The organism is Pseudofrankia coriaricola (assembly GCF_032027725.1).
GTDB lineage: Bacteria > Actinomycetota > Actinomycetes > Frankiales > Frankiaceae > Pseudofrankia.
The window spans coordinates 1-13176 of record NZ_JASNFO010000109.1 but is presented as its reverse complement, the minus strand read 5'-3'; the positions used below and the strand labels follow the sequence as shown (position 1 = coordinate 13176).

The following is a 13176-nucleotide window of genomic DNA, read 5'->3' as shown; positions in this document are numbered from 1 at the left end:
GGCAGCCGGCGCCCGGCCTGGCCGTCACGCCAGCCGCGCCCCCAGCCGACCGCCATCAGCCCACCTGTCCCGTGCCCGCCGCCCTGGCCATCACTGTCAGGCCGCCAGCTTCGCGCGGCAGATCCATCCCGCTCGGCAGCCGGCGAGGTCGGGCGTTTCGTGACCGGCGGGACAAAGGCGGAGCGCGCCGCAGGCTGGGTCAGCCGATGAGGAGGGTGATGGTGTGGCCCGCAGGGCTGGTGGTCGTGGTGATGGTGGTGCGTTCGTCGATGGCGGGGGCGGCGGCGCCGGGTGGCGCCGGCGCGGATGAGGCGGCGGGTTGCTGCTGGTTCGGCATGGCTCGACGTTAAGGCGCCGGATCGACCGAAAGGCCCGTCCGGCCCGTGAGATTCATCGAGATATATCGTTAGCGGTGCCGGCGGATGGCCGCGGATGGCGTGGGGTGGGACGAGTTGTCGTATTCGCCTGGCGTCGCTGGTCGCGCCCCGGTTCGCTTGTCTCGTCGCTGGGTTCGATATATGAACTTTAAGGTGACGTTGGCGAGGAAGCCGGGTCCCCGAGGCGTCGCGGGCCTGGCGAGGGCCGGGCCGAAGCCCATCGCGGGCGCGCGGGGCAGCGGCGCGGGTGCCGAGAGCCCGGGCGTAGCGGTTGCTGGTGGCGGCGAACGGGTGGTATGCCGGGATTAGAACCCGGTTTCCCCCTCGCCGCCGCGGACGAAGGGGCCGCACCGCCGCGCGTGACCGGCACGGCGCGGCCGTGGCCGGCCACCTGCCCGCCTCACCGCCCGACCGCCCGACCGCCCGACGTCTCGCGGCTGGCCCCGGCCGGGGCCAGCCAGCTGTCCCACCCCATCGGGGCCGTACCGCCTAGGAGCGCCGACCGTGCCGCAGCCGATCCCCTTCGTCGAATACCTGGTTCTCGGCGACAGCCCCCACCTGGTCGCGAACGAGTGCACCGCCTGCGGGGCACGGTTCTTCGACCGGCGCAACGCCTGCGCGAACTGCTTCGCCACTGGGTTCCGCAAGGTCGACATCGCGACCGAGGGCGAGGTGCGCGCCTTCACGATCGTCTCGCTGGCCGCGCCCGGCATCCCGGTGCCGTTCGTCTCGGCGACCGTCGACTGCGCCGGGACCAGCGTCCGCGCCAACCTGATCAACATCGACCCGACTCCCGAGGCCGTGCACGTCGGCATGAAGGTGCGCCTGGCGCTGCAGCCGGTCGGCGCCGACGGCAGCGGCGTCGAGGCCGTCAACTTCGGCTTCGAGCCCCAGCGCTGACCCGGCCCGCCGCCCACGCGAGTCGGCCCGGCCACCTCCCCGCGGCCGGGACGAGACGCCTCGCGCGGGCCGCGGCCACGGCGGCACCGCCGCCCCACGGACCTTCCATCCACCACGAAGAAGCGGAGCGGCGGACATGGCAAGCGACGACGTCTGGATCCTCGGCATCACCATGACGAAGTTCGGCAAGCACCCCACCAAGGACGTCATCGACCTCGCGGCCGAGGCGACCATGGGCGCGCTCGCCGACGCCGGGGTCACCATGCGTGAGATGGGCCTCCTGGCCTTCGGCAGCCTCATGGGCCGGGCCTCCGGGCAGATGCTGCAGAAGCAGGTCGGCCAGACCGGCATCCCGGTCTACAACGTGTCGAACGCGTGCGCGACCGGCGCGACCGCGCTGCGCGTCTGCCACATGGCGATCCGCGCCGGCGACGCCGACTTCGGCCTGGCCGTCGGCGTGGAGAAGCTCGCGGGCGCCGGCCTGCTCGCCGGCGGCAGCCGCGGCGATGACTCGAAGAACTGGACGCCCAGCGGCCGGTTCGGCGCGGTCGGCCCGATCGACGGCCGGATCGGCACCGAGACCATGCCCGGCGTGTTCGCCCAGATCGGGCTCGAGTACGGGCACAAATACGGCGGCACGAGCTTCGAGCTGTTCGCCAAGATCTCCGAGAAGAACCACGCCCACTCGACGCTGAACCCGCTCGCCGCCTACTCGAAGCGGTTCACGCTCGACCAGATCATGAACGACGTCATGATCGCCTACCCGAACACCCGGCCGATGTGCTCGGCGAACTGCGACGGAGCCGCGGCGGCCGTCCTCGTCTCCGACGCCAAGCTGAAGACGCTCTCCCTGGAACAGCAGCGCCGCGCGGTGAAGGTCTCCGCCTCCGTCCTCACGACTGACCCGTGGGAGGAGGCCTGCCAGGTGCTGCCGAACGTGAACACACTGACCCGGCAGGCCGCGACGCAGGCCTACGAGAAGGCCGGCATCGGCCCGGAGGACCTGGACCTGGTCGAGCTGCACGACTGCTTCGCCACCGCCGAGCTGGTCCACTACGACAACCTGATGCTGTGCCCGGAGGGCGGCGCGGTCGACTTCTTCAACTCCGGCGCCACCTGGCGGGACGGCAAGACGCCGGTCAACGTCTCCGGCGGCCTGGAGTCGAAGGGCCACCCGATCGCCGCCACCGGTATCGCCAACGTCTGGGAGGTCGCCACCCACCTGCGCGGCGAGGCCGGCGACCGCCAGCTCCCGGACGCCAGGGTCGGCCTAGCGCACGTGATCGGCCTCGGCAACGCCTGCGGCGTCCACATCCTCGAGCGCGCCGCCGCTTAACGTCTCCGCTGGCTACGACGCGAGGCGCCCTCCGTCCGGACCGGGAACCCGAACGGACGGAGGGCAGGGCCGCAGGCCGAAATGCTCACCCAGCGGGCCGACGCGCAGGCCGCGTGCGGCGCACTCGTCGAGCAGGCCGGGCAGCGCGCCCAGCGCGGAGCGCCACGCCTGGGGGACCGACGTGCAGTCGGAGTCGTGCAGCAGCACGGTGCCGCCGCCCGCCAGGCCCTCGCGGACCGTGGCCAGCACCGACTCCGGGGTCGCCCCGCCCCGCCAGTCCCGTCCCCAGGCGGTCCACAGCACCGGCCGCAGCCCCAGGCGCCTCGCCGCGGCGAGCGCCCCCGTGCTGAGCACCCCGTACGGCGGGCGGAAGAACACCGGCTGGCACCCGGTGACATCGACGATGAGGTCCCTGGTCCGCGCGAAGTCGTCGTAGAGCGCCGACGGGGTGCGCAGGAGGGTGTAGCGGTGCTGCCAGCCGTGGACGGCGACCTCGTGGCCGGCGGTGACCAGCTCCCGGCCCAGCGACGGCGAACGGGCAAGCATCGAGCCCAGCAGGAAGAAGGTCGCCCGGGTGCCCGCCGCGGCCAGCGCGTCCAGGAACCGGGGGGTCGAAGCCGGGTCCGGTCCGTCGTCGAACGTCAGGGCCACATGGTCCTGACGGCCGAGACCGGCAAGCCCGGGCGTCAGCCGCGTCCGCACGGCCGGCCAGGACGTGACCGCGGGACCCGCGTAGCCCACCGCGGCGGCGCCGAGCACCGCCCCGGCGACGCCCCCCAGCATGCGCGGGCCGCCTCGGCGGAGACCCGGGCGGCCCGGACGGAGGCCCGCCCGCCCGCCGGCCCGTTCGGTACCGCCTTCCACGAGCACGATCCCCCCTCGCCGCAGGGGTTAGGAGAGACCTCCCGCCCAGGACGTGTGCGCTCGGCCTGACGATTGTCTCGCCCAGGTGGGACGCCACCGCAAGGCGGACGGCCCCCAGGTAACGGTTGCTCCGGTATGACCGGTACCGCGGGCACGTCACCGCGGTCGCCTCCTGACCAGAGGCCGTTGGACCAGCCGGCGGGGCGGCGTGCGACTGGCGGGTGTGGCGCTACTGGTCGGCGCGTTCGACGACGACCAGCGGGATCTCGCGCTCGGTCATCGTCTGGTGGGCTGCCATCCGCTCGTTGAAGTCGGCGAGCGCGGTGAGCAGCCGGGCCCGCTCGTCGCCGCTGGCGATGCTCGCCGTCGCCTGGTAGCGGTCGATGCCGTCCGATCCGGGCAGCTCGACGGTGACCGACGGGTTCGCCGCCAGGTTGGCGTACCAGTCCGGGTGCTTCGGCGCCGCCATGTTCGACGCCCACAGCACGAGCCGGTCCGGGCCGTCGGTGAAGAAGGCGAGCGGTGTGGTGTGCTCGCTGCCGCCGCGCGCACCGACGGTCGTGAGCAGCAGCACGCGCGACCCCTTCAGCATCCCGTCGCTGAGCTCTCCGCCGTTCGCGCGGAAGTCGGTGACGACCGACCGGTTGAACTCCCGCATGTCGCTTGGCATCGTCACGGCTTTCTCCTCGATCGACGGTGATCTGACCGCGCCGGACGCGTCCAGGGCCGGGGCAACGGCTGGGTAGGTGCGCTGTATGCGGCGACAGCACATCACATGGAGCACGTACCCCCGCCGCCGGCTCACCGTTGCCGGCCAGCGGCCTTTCCGGGCGGTAACCGTGCGCTGCCGGCGGGAACGCACGGGCCCACCCGTGGCCGGCGGGAACGGATCGGCCGGATGCTCAGCTCTCCGGGCGGCCGATGCGGACGTCGACGCCCGGCGAGTAGTGCGCGAGCGGCGGGCCGGCCGGGGCCCGCAGGCCGGCGGCGGCCACCAGCCCGTCGTCGAGGCCGAGCAGCTCGACGCGGTGCAGCGGCCAGGGACGGTGCCAGGCGCGGGCCGTGCGCGGCGGGCCCGAGCGGACCGGGCTGAACAGGCGGAACCGGGCCGTCAGGAAATGGTCGCGGGCGTCCAGCTCGGCGTCCGGGATGCGTTCGCCCGGCCGGACCACCACCCGGCTCGCGACCCCGCGCGGGCCGGGCCAGCGCCGCCGGCAGGTGTAGGTCGTCGTGCCGCCGTCGACGCCCGGGCCGGCCGCTTCGACCAGCCGCATCGATGACCAGAAGTACGGCAGCCGGTAGGAGGTCCGGGCGACGGCGACCGCGCCCGACCGCGCCGCGTCCAGCGAGAAGAACCAGATCCCCGGGCGGCCCCGCTCGTCACGGGCATATGTGCGCACGTTGGTCTCCGGAAAGAAGCCGACCCAGGGCGCGGCCAGGTCGCGCCGGCCGGTCCGCACCTGCATGAAGAACGGCACCAGGCTCACCCAGGCCGTCCCGTCGCACGTCTCGGCCTCCAGGCCCGCCGGCAGCAGGCGCTGGACGGCGTCCGCCTCGTAGGGCCAGTGCAGGAACGTCAGCCGCTCCCATCGCTGCCGCATGACGGGCCGCTCGACCGTGAACGGGCAGGTCCCCGCCGCCGTGTCACCCGCCGCGCCCCGGACACCGGCCGCCGGCACGGGCGGGCCGGACCGGCCGACGGAGCCGGCGGGCCCGGAGCCAGCCAGCCCGGAGCCGCCCAGGCCTGGCGGTGGGACGGCGTCGCCACCAGTCGCGGCCCCGGACCAGTCGTGAACGCTCATAGGTCCCATCGTCGCTCCCATCGTCGGGTACCTGCGGCGACGGGACCACAGGAACGACACGGGTCCTGGATGGTTTCGCCACACCGGGCCTCGCCCGCGTTCTACGGTCGATGTCGCGACCTTCCGGCGCCGCCGGCTCGGGGACCATGCGACGCCGGGCGTGGCCGGGACGGGGGAGGTGGCCGGCTGGTGACCGTCGTCGCCGCGGCGCGTCCGGCGGGCGTCCTGGCCGAGCTGCGCACCTGGGCGGCGGTCGCGGCGGCGAGCGCGCGGGCGAACGTCGCCTACCGGGCGACGGTCGCCGCGTCCGTGCTGTCGAACGTGACGCTGACCGTGCTGCGCGGGTACCTGGCGCTGGCGGTGTGGGAGGCCCGGCCGGGGCTCGCGGGCTACGACACGCAGCGGGCGGTCACGTTCGTCGTGCTCGGGCAGGCGCTGATGACGACGTTCGCCGCGTTCGGCGGCATGATCGACGTGCCGTGGCGGGTGGAGAACGGCGGGATCGTCATCGACGTGGCGAGGCCGTTCGGGTTCCTGCGCTGGTGGCTCGCGCGGGAGATCGGACGGGCGGCGGTGTTCCTGGTCAGCCGCGCCGTGCCGGCGGGGGCCGTGGGGCTCGCGCTGTTCGGGGTCGCCCCGCCCGCGTCGAGCGCCGCCGCGGCCGGGTTCGCCGGGAGCCTGACGCTCGCGCTGCTGGTCAGCTTCGGGATCCGCTACCTGGTCGCGCTCACCGCGTTCTGGGTCACCGACGCGCGCGGGACGCTCGCGGTCTCGTCGCTGACGATGACGTTCTTCTCCGGCGCGGTGCTGCCGCTGACCATCTTTCCCGGCGCCTTCGGCGAGGTCGCGAGGGTGCTGCCGTTCGGCGCGATCGTGCAGGTCCCGATGGACATCTACCTGCGCCCGGCCGGCGGGACGGGGATCGGCGAGGCGCTGGCGTTCCAGGCGGCGTGGGCGCTTGTCCTGCTGGCCGCGAGCGGCCTGGTCACCCGCCTCGCGCTGCGCCGCGTCGTCACGCAGGGCGGCTGACCGGTGGCCACCAGAGAGGCAGGCCCGGCCGGCGGGGTCCGCCGAGCCCGGGGGGTCCGCGGTGTCTGGGGGGTCGGCGGGTCCTGGGGAGCTGGCAGGGTCCGGAGGACCCGCGGGCTGCTGCGGGCGGAGGCGCGGGCCTACGTGCTGCTCGTGCGGGTCGCGTTCCGGGAGGCGGCGCAGTACCGGACGTCGCTCGCGCTGCGCTCGCTCACCGAGGCCGCGGCGACCGTGCTCGACCTCGCCGCGATCGGGATCGTCTTCGCCCACCTGCCCGCTCTCGAGGGGTTCTCGCTGGCCGAGGTGGCGTTCCTCTACGGCACGTCGGCGCTCGCGTTCGCGCTCGCCGAGGCGTTCGTCGGCCCGGTCGACCGGCTGGGCTGGCACATCCGCGACGGCCGGTTCGACGTCGTGCTGATCCGCCCGGTCAGCGTGCTGGTCCAGACGGCGACGATGGCGTTCTCCCCGCAGCGCGTCGCCCGGGCGGCCCAGCCGGCGGTGATCGTCGTCGTGAGCTGCCTCGCTCTGCACGTCCGCTGGACGCCGGACCGGGTCCTGCTGGTGCCGGCGATGGTCCTGTGCGGCGCGGTGCTCGCCGCGAGCGCCTTCGTCGCGACGGCCGCGGTGCTGTTCGTCGCCCCGGACGCGACGGTCGCCGTCGCGGCGAGCACCCAGGGCTCGGCGCTTGCCGCCCGTTACCCGATGACGGTCTACGGCCACCACCTGGCGGTGCTGCTCACTGTCGTGCTGCCCATCGGGTTCGTGAGCTGGCTGCCGGCGCTGCACGTCCTGTCCCGGGCCGACCCGCTCGGCCTGCCGACGGCGCTGCGTTTCGCCTCGCCGCTGGTCGCGGCCGTCTCGGCCGGCCTGGCCGCGCTAGCCTGGCGGGCCGGGGTGCGGCGCTACCGGAGCACGGGGAGCTGACCCATGACCGACCTGGTGGCCGGCCCCGGCGGGGCTGGCGGTGGCGAGGCCGGCGGCGGTGGCCACGCGCGGCCGCCCGTCGTCATCGAGGTGTCCGGGGCGACGAAGACCTTCGTCCAGCGCCGGCGGATCGCCGGGCAGCGGCTGCGACGCGAGCGGGTGGACGTCCACGCGGTGCGGGACGTGTCGTTCACCGTGCGCCGGGGAGATCATCGGTTACCTGGGCCCGAACGGCGCCGGGAAGAGCACGACGATCAAGATGCTGATCGGGGTGCTCACGCCGAGCGCGGGCCGGCTGCGGGTCGCCGGGCTTGACCCGGCCCGCCAGCGGATCGCGCTCGCCCGCCGGATCGACGTCGTGTTCGGTCAGCGAGGGTCGGAACGATGTGGCCGGTGGCGCAGCATGATCGTAGCTGGCACCCTCGACGAGGACCCGAAGCTGAGCCGGGCACGCACCGCGTTCCAGGACGCCTGGGACGTCCTGCGCATCGTCCTCGAAGACCTTGCCGAGTGGACGGACGCGGACCGTCTGCCCGCAGGCGACCGATCTCCAGACAGACGGTGCTCAGCGCGCTGCCGGTGATGTGGCGGGGGTCGTGGTGCCTGCCCTGCGTGCTCGACGGTTAGCGTGGCCGCCGTTGCGCTACGTCGGCGAGCACGGTTGTCACAAACTTGTTGACGGTTGCTGTGGTCGGCGGGCCGAGGTCGCGGTCTGAGAACAGGAGATGCCCACCACCGACCAGGGAGAGGGTGAGTGAGTCGATGTCGGCGTCAGCCGCGATGCGGCCCAGGGCGCGCTCCTCGGACAGGTAAGCGGAGACCGCGGTGGTGGCCTGGGCGAGGATCGCGGTGCCGCCTCCGGGCCTGGCTTGCCGCAGCCGCGCGCGCAGCTCGTCCCGGAAGGTGATGAGCGGGATGATCGCCACCGGAACTGGTCCGAACAGAGCGGTCAGCGCGGCGGTGAGGTTGTCGGCTACCGTGCCGCTGCCGGCGGACTCGCACAGCGCACTCGCCTGCGCCTCAAGCTGCGCGGCCCGGTCGAGTACCAGGTCGGTTAGGAAGGCGTCGAAGTCGGTGAAGTGCCGATGCAGGACGCCTTTGGCGCAGCCCGCCTCGTCAGTGACGGCCCGGCTGGTCAGCCCGCCTGGCCCGTCCCGCAACAGCACGCGTTCGGCAGCGTCGAACAGCTGCTGCCGCGCGTCGCGCAAATGCATTCCAGTCGGCAACCCACAGATCCTCTCGAGATGTCAACCAGACGGCACCAATTGTCAGATGGGCGCATGCCCACTAAGGTGGGCGCATGCCCACTCTACCGCGAGAGCGACCGGAACCACCCCCAGCGGAGTCGCATCAGGCCCGGGCGATGGCCGAGTCGTTCGGTACGGACGCGCAACGCTACGACCGGGCCCGGCCCAGTTACCCCGACGCGTTGGTGGCGCGGATCGTCGCCGGCGGCCCCGGGCCTGACGTGCTCGACGTGGGCTGTGGCACCGGCATCGCGGCCCGCCAGTTCCAGGCCGCCGGCTGCGCCGTGCTCGGCGTCGAGCCGGATGCGCGGATGGCCGATTTCGCTCGCGCTCGCGGCCTTCAGGTCGAGGTGGTGACCTTCGAAGCCTGGCAGGCGGCCGGCCGGAGGTTCGACACGGTAATCGCCGCCCAGTCGTGGCACTGGGTGGATCCGGTTGCCGGCGCGGTCAAGGCGGCCCAGGTGCTGCGTCCGGACGGGCGGCTGGCGATCTTCGGGCACGTGTTCGAGCCGCCCCCCGAGGTGGCCGAGCCGTTCGCCGCCGCCTACCGGAGGGTGGTGCCAGACTCGCCGTTCAGCAATCAACCGGCTCGACGTCCGCTCGACATGTACCAGGCAATGTACGCCAGGATCGCTGACAAGATCCGCGAGACCGAACAGTTCAACGACCCGGAACAGTGGCGTTTCGACTGGGAGCAGTCCTACACGCGTGACCAGTGGCTGGACCTGCTCCCCACCACCGGCGGCCTCACTCAACTTCAACCCGACCAGCTGGCCGAGATACTGGACGCGGTCGGAGGCGCCATCGACTCGCTCGGCGGACGCTTCACGATGGAGTACACCACCCTGGCGGCCACCGCCGTACGCGCCGCCACATCCTGACTCACCTGAAGTAGACGTAGCTCGGCGGCGCGGGAGAATCGGTGGATGAGCCCGGACGTCGTCATCGAGGTCGACCGGGTGCGCAAGACGTTCGTGCAGCGCCGGCGGATCGACGGGCGGCGGCTGCCGCGCGAGCGGGTGGACATCCACCCGCTTGCTTGAAGGGTGCATGCCCGCCCCAGACCCGCGTCCCTCACCCGGACCGCCGCTGTGACTGCGGTCCGGGCCGGGTGACCGAACTCGACACCGTCATCCGCGCCACCGAAGCTGCCGGTACTCCCGTCGCCGCCGTCATCGCCTTCCAGGCCGGCACGCAAATCTGTAAGGCAGGAGTTCCGGCGAAACTTCTGCTCTCAAGGCTTTAGGCGAACCATCATGCCAATGTCACTCCATACGGCCGCGAAGGCAAAGTTACGACGTCCGAATATGGCGAGCGTTCCCCGGTTTTGTCATTTCCGTCCACATTCGCCTAAGGTGGGCGGCATGCCGAGCGGGGAACACGAGTCGACCATCGAGGCCTTCGAGCAGTTTCCGGAACTTCCGGTCTGGCTGCTGGAGCGGCATTACGGCGTCAAGGTGCGCGGGTTCCACCACGCCGTACAACTGCCCACGGAGGTCCGCCAGCTGGTTCCAGCCACCTACCACGCCGACGCGATGGCGCTGTACTGCGACGCGGCCAACCGTCCACTGCTGGCCGCCGTTCTGGAGGTCCAGCGCACCTGGGACGCACGGAAGCGGTGGCGGTGGAAGGAGTACATCTGCCACCTGGAGAAGGAGAAACGGGTCAGCGCCGCGCTGGTGGTGTACTGTCCGCGTCCCGCGGTCGCCCGGCGCTACCGGCGGCTGTTCGAGACCGAGGGCGTCAGCCTGCGGCTGCGCCCGTTCATCTTCACCCCCGACGACGTGCCCCTCGTCGTCGATCCGGGCCAGGCCAGGACCGACCCCGCGGTCGCCCTGCTCTCCATGCTCTGGCACCGCACGAAGGCGCGGCAGGCCTTCCCTGCGCTGGCTGAAGGCATGCAGACGCTCAGCCCCGAGATGGGCGAGAAGTATCATGAGATCGTCCTGGCCGGGCTGCCCGAGGCGCTCAGGTCACTCTGGGAGGACTATATGGCCACAATGGTCGACCGCGAGTACCGCAGCAAGATCTTCCGTGACCTCCAGGCCAGAGGCAAGGCCGAGGGCAAGGTTGAAGCCCTTCTGACCATCCTGGAGATCCGCCGTGTGCACGTGCCCGACGACGCCCGCGAACGCATCCGCGCCTGCACCGACCTCGACCAGCTCGGCATCTGGCTCCGCCGCGCCGTCACCGCCACCACCCTCGACGACGTCATCCGCGAGTAGTCGCGACGCATCCACCGCCCCCTGGACCGGCCAACCTCCGCGAACCGCCGTCTTGAGGCCCGCGACGGGTCGGTGACCACGGCGCACAGGCCAGGTTCGCACGTCTGCCCCGGAGGCAAAGCCGGCTGGTTTGTCCGGGTGCGGGCCGTAGATCTCCCGGGCGCGGTACGACACGCGGGCGGGTGTTCGCCCCGGGACCGCCGGTATCCGGGCGGTCCGTCTGACAATGCTGACTGATCACGGCCGGACGCCCGCTCGGGGAGCGCTCCCGAGCATGCCCTGGCACGGCCGGGAGACCCGGTCGGCGCCGTGCCGGCACGGGGAGGTTGCGAGCGGCACGGGGGCGCTGCGTGGCGATCGAGAACCGGCTGGCCGGGAGCAGGGCCCGGACTGTGGCCGTGGCCGCGGTCCTGCTGGCGGTCGGCGGCGGTCTGACGGCCTGCGGCGGCAGGCACCACCGCGACGACGGCGGCACGCCGCGCGCCGCGACGGTCACCGACACTGGCGTGCGCCTGGCCAGCAACAGCCCGCTGCCCTGGCGGGTGCGCGCCGAGCCCCAGGCGACGCTCGACCCCGTCGCCGAGCTCGACGTCACGAAGGCCCTTATCCTCGCCGGCTACCAGAACCTGGTGACGAACAGGCCGTACGCCGAGGGCCTGCTCGTCCCGGGCGGTTCGCTGACCTACCGGTTCCCCGCGGTCGCGCTGCCCGGGCACTTGGAGCTGCAGGCCGACGTCGGCACTCAGCTGGCCCTGAACTTCGCGTTCGCCGCCGACTTCGTCGCCGACCTGTTCGGCCTCGACCTGGGGTTGCTGGAGCGCGCGGACGCGGTGGGATGTCTGGAGGAGGCCGCCCGCGACGTCGGGACGGGCACCTCGCCGTCGGTGAACGGAATAGCGGCGATCGGCCGCGCGATGCTCGCCTGCGGCAGGCTGGTCGAGGCCAGTCCCGTCGTCGCCGCTGCGATGACGGTCGCCACCGCGGGCGTCGCCACCGTCGCGGCCGGCCTGGAGGGCGCCGTGCGCGCCGCGACCGGCACCGACCGGGTGAGCATCCCGATCACGGTGGCCCGGCCGGCGGACCCCTGCCCCGCCGCGGCCGGGAAGTGTCTCGGCGTCCGGTCGGGCGACGTGGACGGCGACGGCCGCGCCGACCAGGTCGGGCTGACGTTCCGGGAGCCGACCGTCGGTTCGCCCCCCTCCAACCTGCACAGCACGCTCGGCGTGCACGCGGTGCTCGCGTCGACCGGGCAGCGCCACGACGTGACGGCCGACGCCGTCAGCATCGACGTCCGCTGGCTCGGGCTGAGCGACGTCGACGGGGACGGCCGCGTCGAGGTGTTCGTCGTGGTGGGCGGAGGGGCCCACAGCCAGACGGCGTCGCCGTTCGAGTTCCGGGACGCAACGATGCGCCCGTCCGTCGGCGACTTGCGGGAGGTCGCCCTGGACGGAGCGATCATCTCATCTGCTGGGATCACCTGCCGCACCGTCGGCGGCGTCGCGCAGGTCACCCAGTGGGGCGCCCACCTGACCACGCCGCCCGATGAGGCGCCGGTCTACCGGGGCACGGAGACCACCTACATCGCGGACGCCGGCCATGTGCCGCGTGCCGGAACGGCTCGCCAGGTCAGCTACACCGGCACCCTCCGAGCCGACGGCGGGCCGCAGGAGCCACGGGAGTTCGCCACCCTCGCCGGCGCCCACTGTCCCGGTCTGAAGTGGTGAGGCCGTTCGTCGTCCTGGGGCAGGCCCTGGTGACGACGTTCGCCGTGTTCGGCGGAGTGATCGACGTGCCGTGGCGGGTGGAGAGGGGCGACATCGTCGTCGACCTGGCCCGGCCGTTCGGCTTCCTGCGCTGGTGGCTGGCCCGCGAGCTGGGGCGGGTGGCGGTGTTCTTCGCCAGCCGGGCGCGGCCCGCCGCGACCGTCTGCCGCTCGCCTTCCGGTTCGCCTCGCCGCTGGTCGCGCTCGTCACCGCCGCCCTCGCGACGCTGGCCCGGCGCGCCGGCGTCCACCGCTATCGAAGCACGGGGAGCTGACGGTGACCGACCAGGACGACTTGGTGATCGAGGTGGCCGGGGCGACGAAGACGTTCGTGCAGCGTCGCCGCGGCGAGCGGCGGCTGCGGCGCGAGCGGGTGGACGTCCATGCCGTGCGCGACGTGTCATTCACCGTGCGGGCCGGGGAGATCATCGGTTACCTGGGCCCGAACGGCGCCGGGAAGAGCACGACGATCAAGATGCTGATCGGGGTGCTGACGCCGAGCGCGGGCCGGCTGCGGGTCGCCGGGCTTGACCCGGCCCGCCAGCGGATCGCGCTCGCCCGCCGGATCGGCGTCGTGTTCGGGCAGCGTTCGACGCTGTGGTGGGACCTGCCGCTGCGTGACAGCTTCGAGCTGGTCCGCCATCTCTACCGGGTGCCGTCCGGCCAGTTCCGCGCGAACCTCGCCCGGTTCGTCGAGATGCTCGACCTCG

General features: G+C 72.9%; 17 protein-coding genes. 12 read left to right on the top strand and 5 right to left on the bottom strand.

The genetic code is table 11. From position 1 onward, the window contains the following. Positions 1-199: 199 nt before the first annotated feature. Complete coding sequence (locus QOZ89_RS40855; protein WP_157910550.1) at positions 200-337, bottom strand: hypothetical protein; 138 nt, start codon at positions 335-337, stop codon at positions 200-202. Positions 338-881: 544 nt separating this feature from the next. On the opposite strand from QOZ89_RS40855, the gene QOZ89_RS40850 reads away from it, so the two are divergent. After that, positions 882-1277, top strand: coding sequence for a Zn-ribbon domain-containing OB-fold protein (locus tag QOZ89_RS40850; RefSeq protein ID WP_071050294.1), 396 nt, complete (start codon positions 882-884; stop codon positions 1275-1277). Between the two features lie 136 nt (positions 1278-1413). Beyond that, positions 1414-2613 (top strand): thiolase family protein, encoded by a 1200-nt coding sequence (locus tag QOZ89_RS40845; RefSeq protein ID WP_071050295.1) that lies wholly within the window; start codon positions 1414-1416, stop codon positions 2611-2613. A 12-nt stretch (positions 2614-2625) separates the two neighbouring features. Here QOZ89_RS40845 and QOZ89_RS40840 read toward each other — a convergent pair whose 3' ends face one another. The 3 genes from QOZ89_RS40840 to QOZ89_RS40830 all read right to left on the bottom strand — a co-directional run bounded on the left by QOZ89_RS40840 (position 2626) and on the right by QOZ89_RS40830 (position 5279). Further along, positions 2626-3396 (bottom strand): polysaccharide deacetylase family protein, encoded by a 771-nt coding sequence (locus QOZ89_RS40840; RefSeq protein WP_071050303.1) that lies wholly within the window; start codon positions 3394-3396, stop codon positions 2626-2628. 310 nt (positions 3397-3706) lie between these two features. After that, positions 3707-4147: a nitroreductase/quinone reductase family protein gene (locus QOZ89_RS40835; RefSeq protein ID WP_312629538.1), complete on the bottom strand. Its 441-nt coding sequence runs from the start codon at positions 4145-4147 to the stop codon at positions 3707-3709. A gap of 232 nt (positions 4148-4379) precedes the next feature. Continuing rightward, positions 4380-5279 carry a DUF2071 domain-containing protein gene (locus QOZ89_RS40830; RefSeq protein WP_312629506.1) on the bottom strand — a complete coding sequence of 300 codons (900 nt, stop codon included), beginning with the start codon at positions 5277-5279 and terminating at the stop codon, positions 4380-4382. A gap of 189 nt (positions 5280-5468) precedes the next feature. Here QOZ89_RS40830 and QOZ89_RS40825 point away from each other — a divergent pair, with 189 nt between their 5' ends. From QOZ89_RS40825 to QOZ89_RS48480, 4 genes are read left to right on the top strand one after another with little or no spacing between them, the layout of a single operon-like run. After that, on the top strand, positions 5469-6308 hold the full coding sequence (locus tag QOZ89_RS40825; protein ID WP_083419023.1) for an ABC transporter permease: 840 nt from the start codon (positions 5469-5471) through the stop codon (positions 6306-6308). 3 nt (positions 6309-6311) lie between these two features. Then, complete coding sequence (locus QOZ89_RS40820; RefSeq protein WP_312629503.1) at positions 6312-7232, top strand: ABC transporter permease; 921 nt, start codon at positions 6312-6314, stop codon at positions 7230-7232. Positions 7233-7235: 3 nt separating this feature from the next. Next, on the top strand, positions 7236-7547 hold the full coding sequence (locus tag QOZ89_RS40815) for a hypothetical protein (protein ID WP_312629501.1): 312 nt from the start codon (positions 7236-7238) through the stop codon (positions 7545-7547). After that, the gene (locus tag QOZ89_RS48480) at positions 7492-7815 is read left to right on the top strand and encodes a hypothetical protein (protein WP_071050297.1); all 324 of its coding nucleotides are present in this window, start codon (positions 7492-7494) and stop codon (positions 7813-7815) included. Before QOZ89_RS40815 ends, QOZ89_RS48480 begins: the two co-directional genes overlap by 56 nt. Positions 7816-7855: 40 nt before the next feature. Here QOZ89_RS48480 and QOZ89_RS40805 read toward each other — a convergent pair whose 3' ends face one another. After that, complete coding sequence (locus QOZ89_RS40805) at positions 7856-8458, bottom strand: TetR/AcrR family transcriptional regulator (RefSeq protein ID WP_071050298.1); 603 nt, start codon at positions 8456-8458, stop codon at positions 7856-7858. 74 nt (positions 8459-8532) lie between these two features. On the opposite strand from QOZ89_RS40805, the gene QOZ89_RS40800 reads away from it, so the two are divergent. The 6 genes from QOZ89_RS40800 to QOZ89_RS40775 all read left to right on the top strand — a co-directional run. Next, positions 8533-9360: a class I SAM-dependent methyltransferase gene (locus QOZ89_RS40800; protein WP_071050299.1), complete on the top strand. Its 828-nt coding sequence runs from the start codon at positions 8533-8535 to the stop codon at positions 9358-9360. A gap of 230 nt (positions 9361-9590) precedes the next feature. Further along, positions 9591-9725 (top strand): hypothetical protein, encoded by a 135-nt coding sequence (locus QOZ89_RS40795; RefSeq protein ID WP_274536565.1) that lies wholly within the window; start codon positions 9591-9593, stop codon positions 9723-9725. 118 nt (positions 9726-9843) lie between these two features. Then, on the top strand, positions 9844-10704 hold the full coding sequence (locus tag QOZ89_RS40790; RefSeq protein WP_071050300.1) for a hypothetical protein: 861 nt from the start codon (positions 9844-9846) through the stop codon (positions 10702-10704). A gap of 350 nt (positions 10705-11054) precedes the next feature. Beyond that, positions 11055-12428, top strand: a complete 1374-nt coding sequence (locus tag QOZ89_RS40785) for a hypothetical protein (RefSeq protein WP_071050301.1) — start codon at positions 11055-11057, stop codon at positions 12426-12428. Positions 12429-12561: 133 nt separating this feature from the next. Beyond that, a complete protein-coding gene (locus tag QOZ89_RS40780) occupies positions 12562-12741 on the top strand; it encodes a hypothetical protein (RefSeq protein ID WP_071050302.1) in 180 nt (59 codons plus the stop codon). A gap of 2 nt (positions 12742-12743) precedes the next feature. Next, positions 12744-13176, top strand: a 433-nt coding sequence (locus tag QOZ89_RS40775) for an ATP-binding cassette domain-containing protein (RefSeq protein ID WP_312629496.1), incomplete at its 3' end; no start/stop codon positions are given.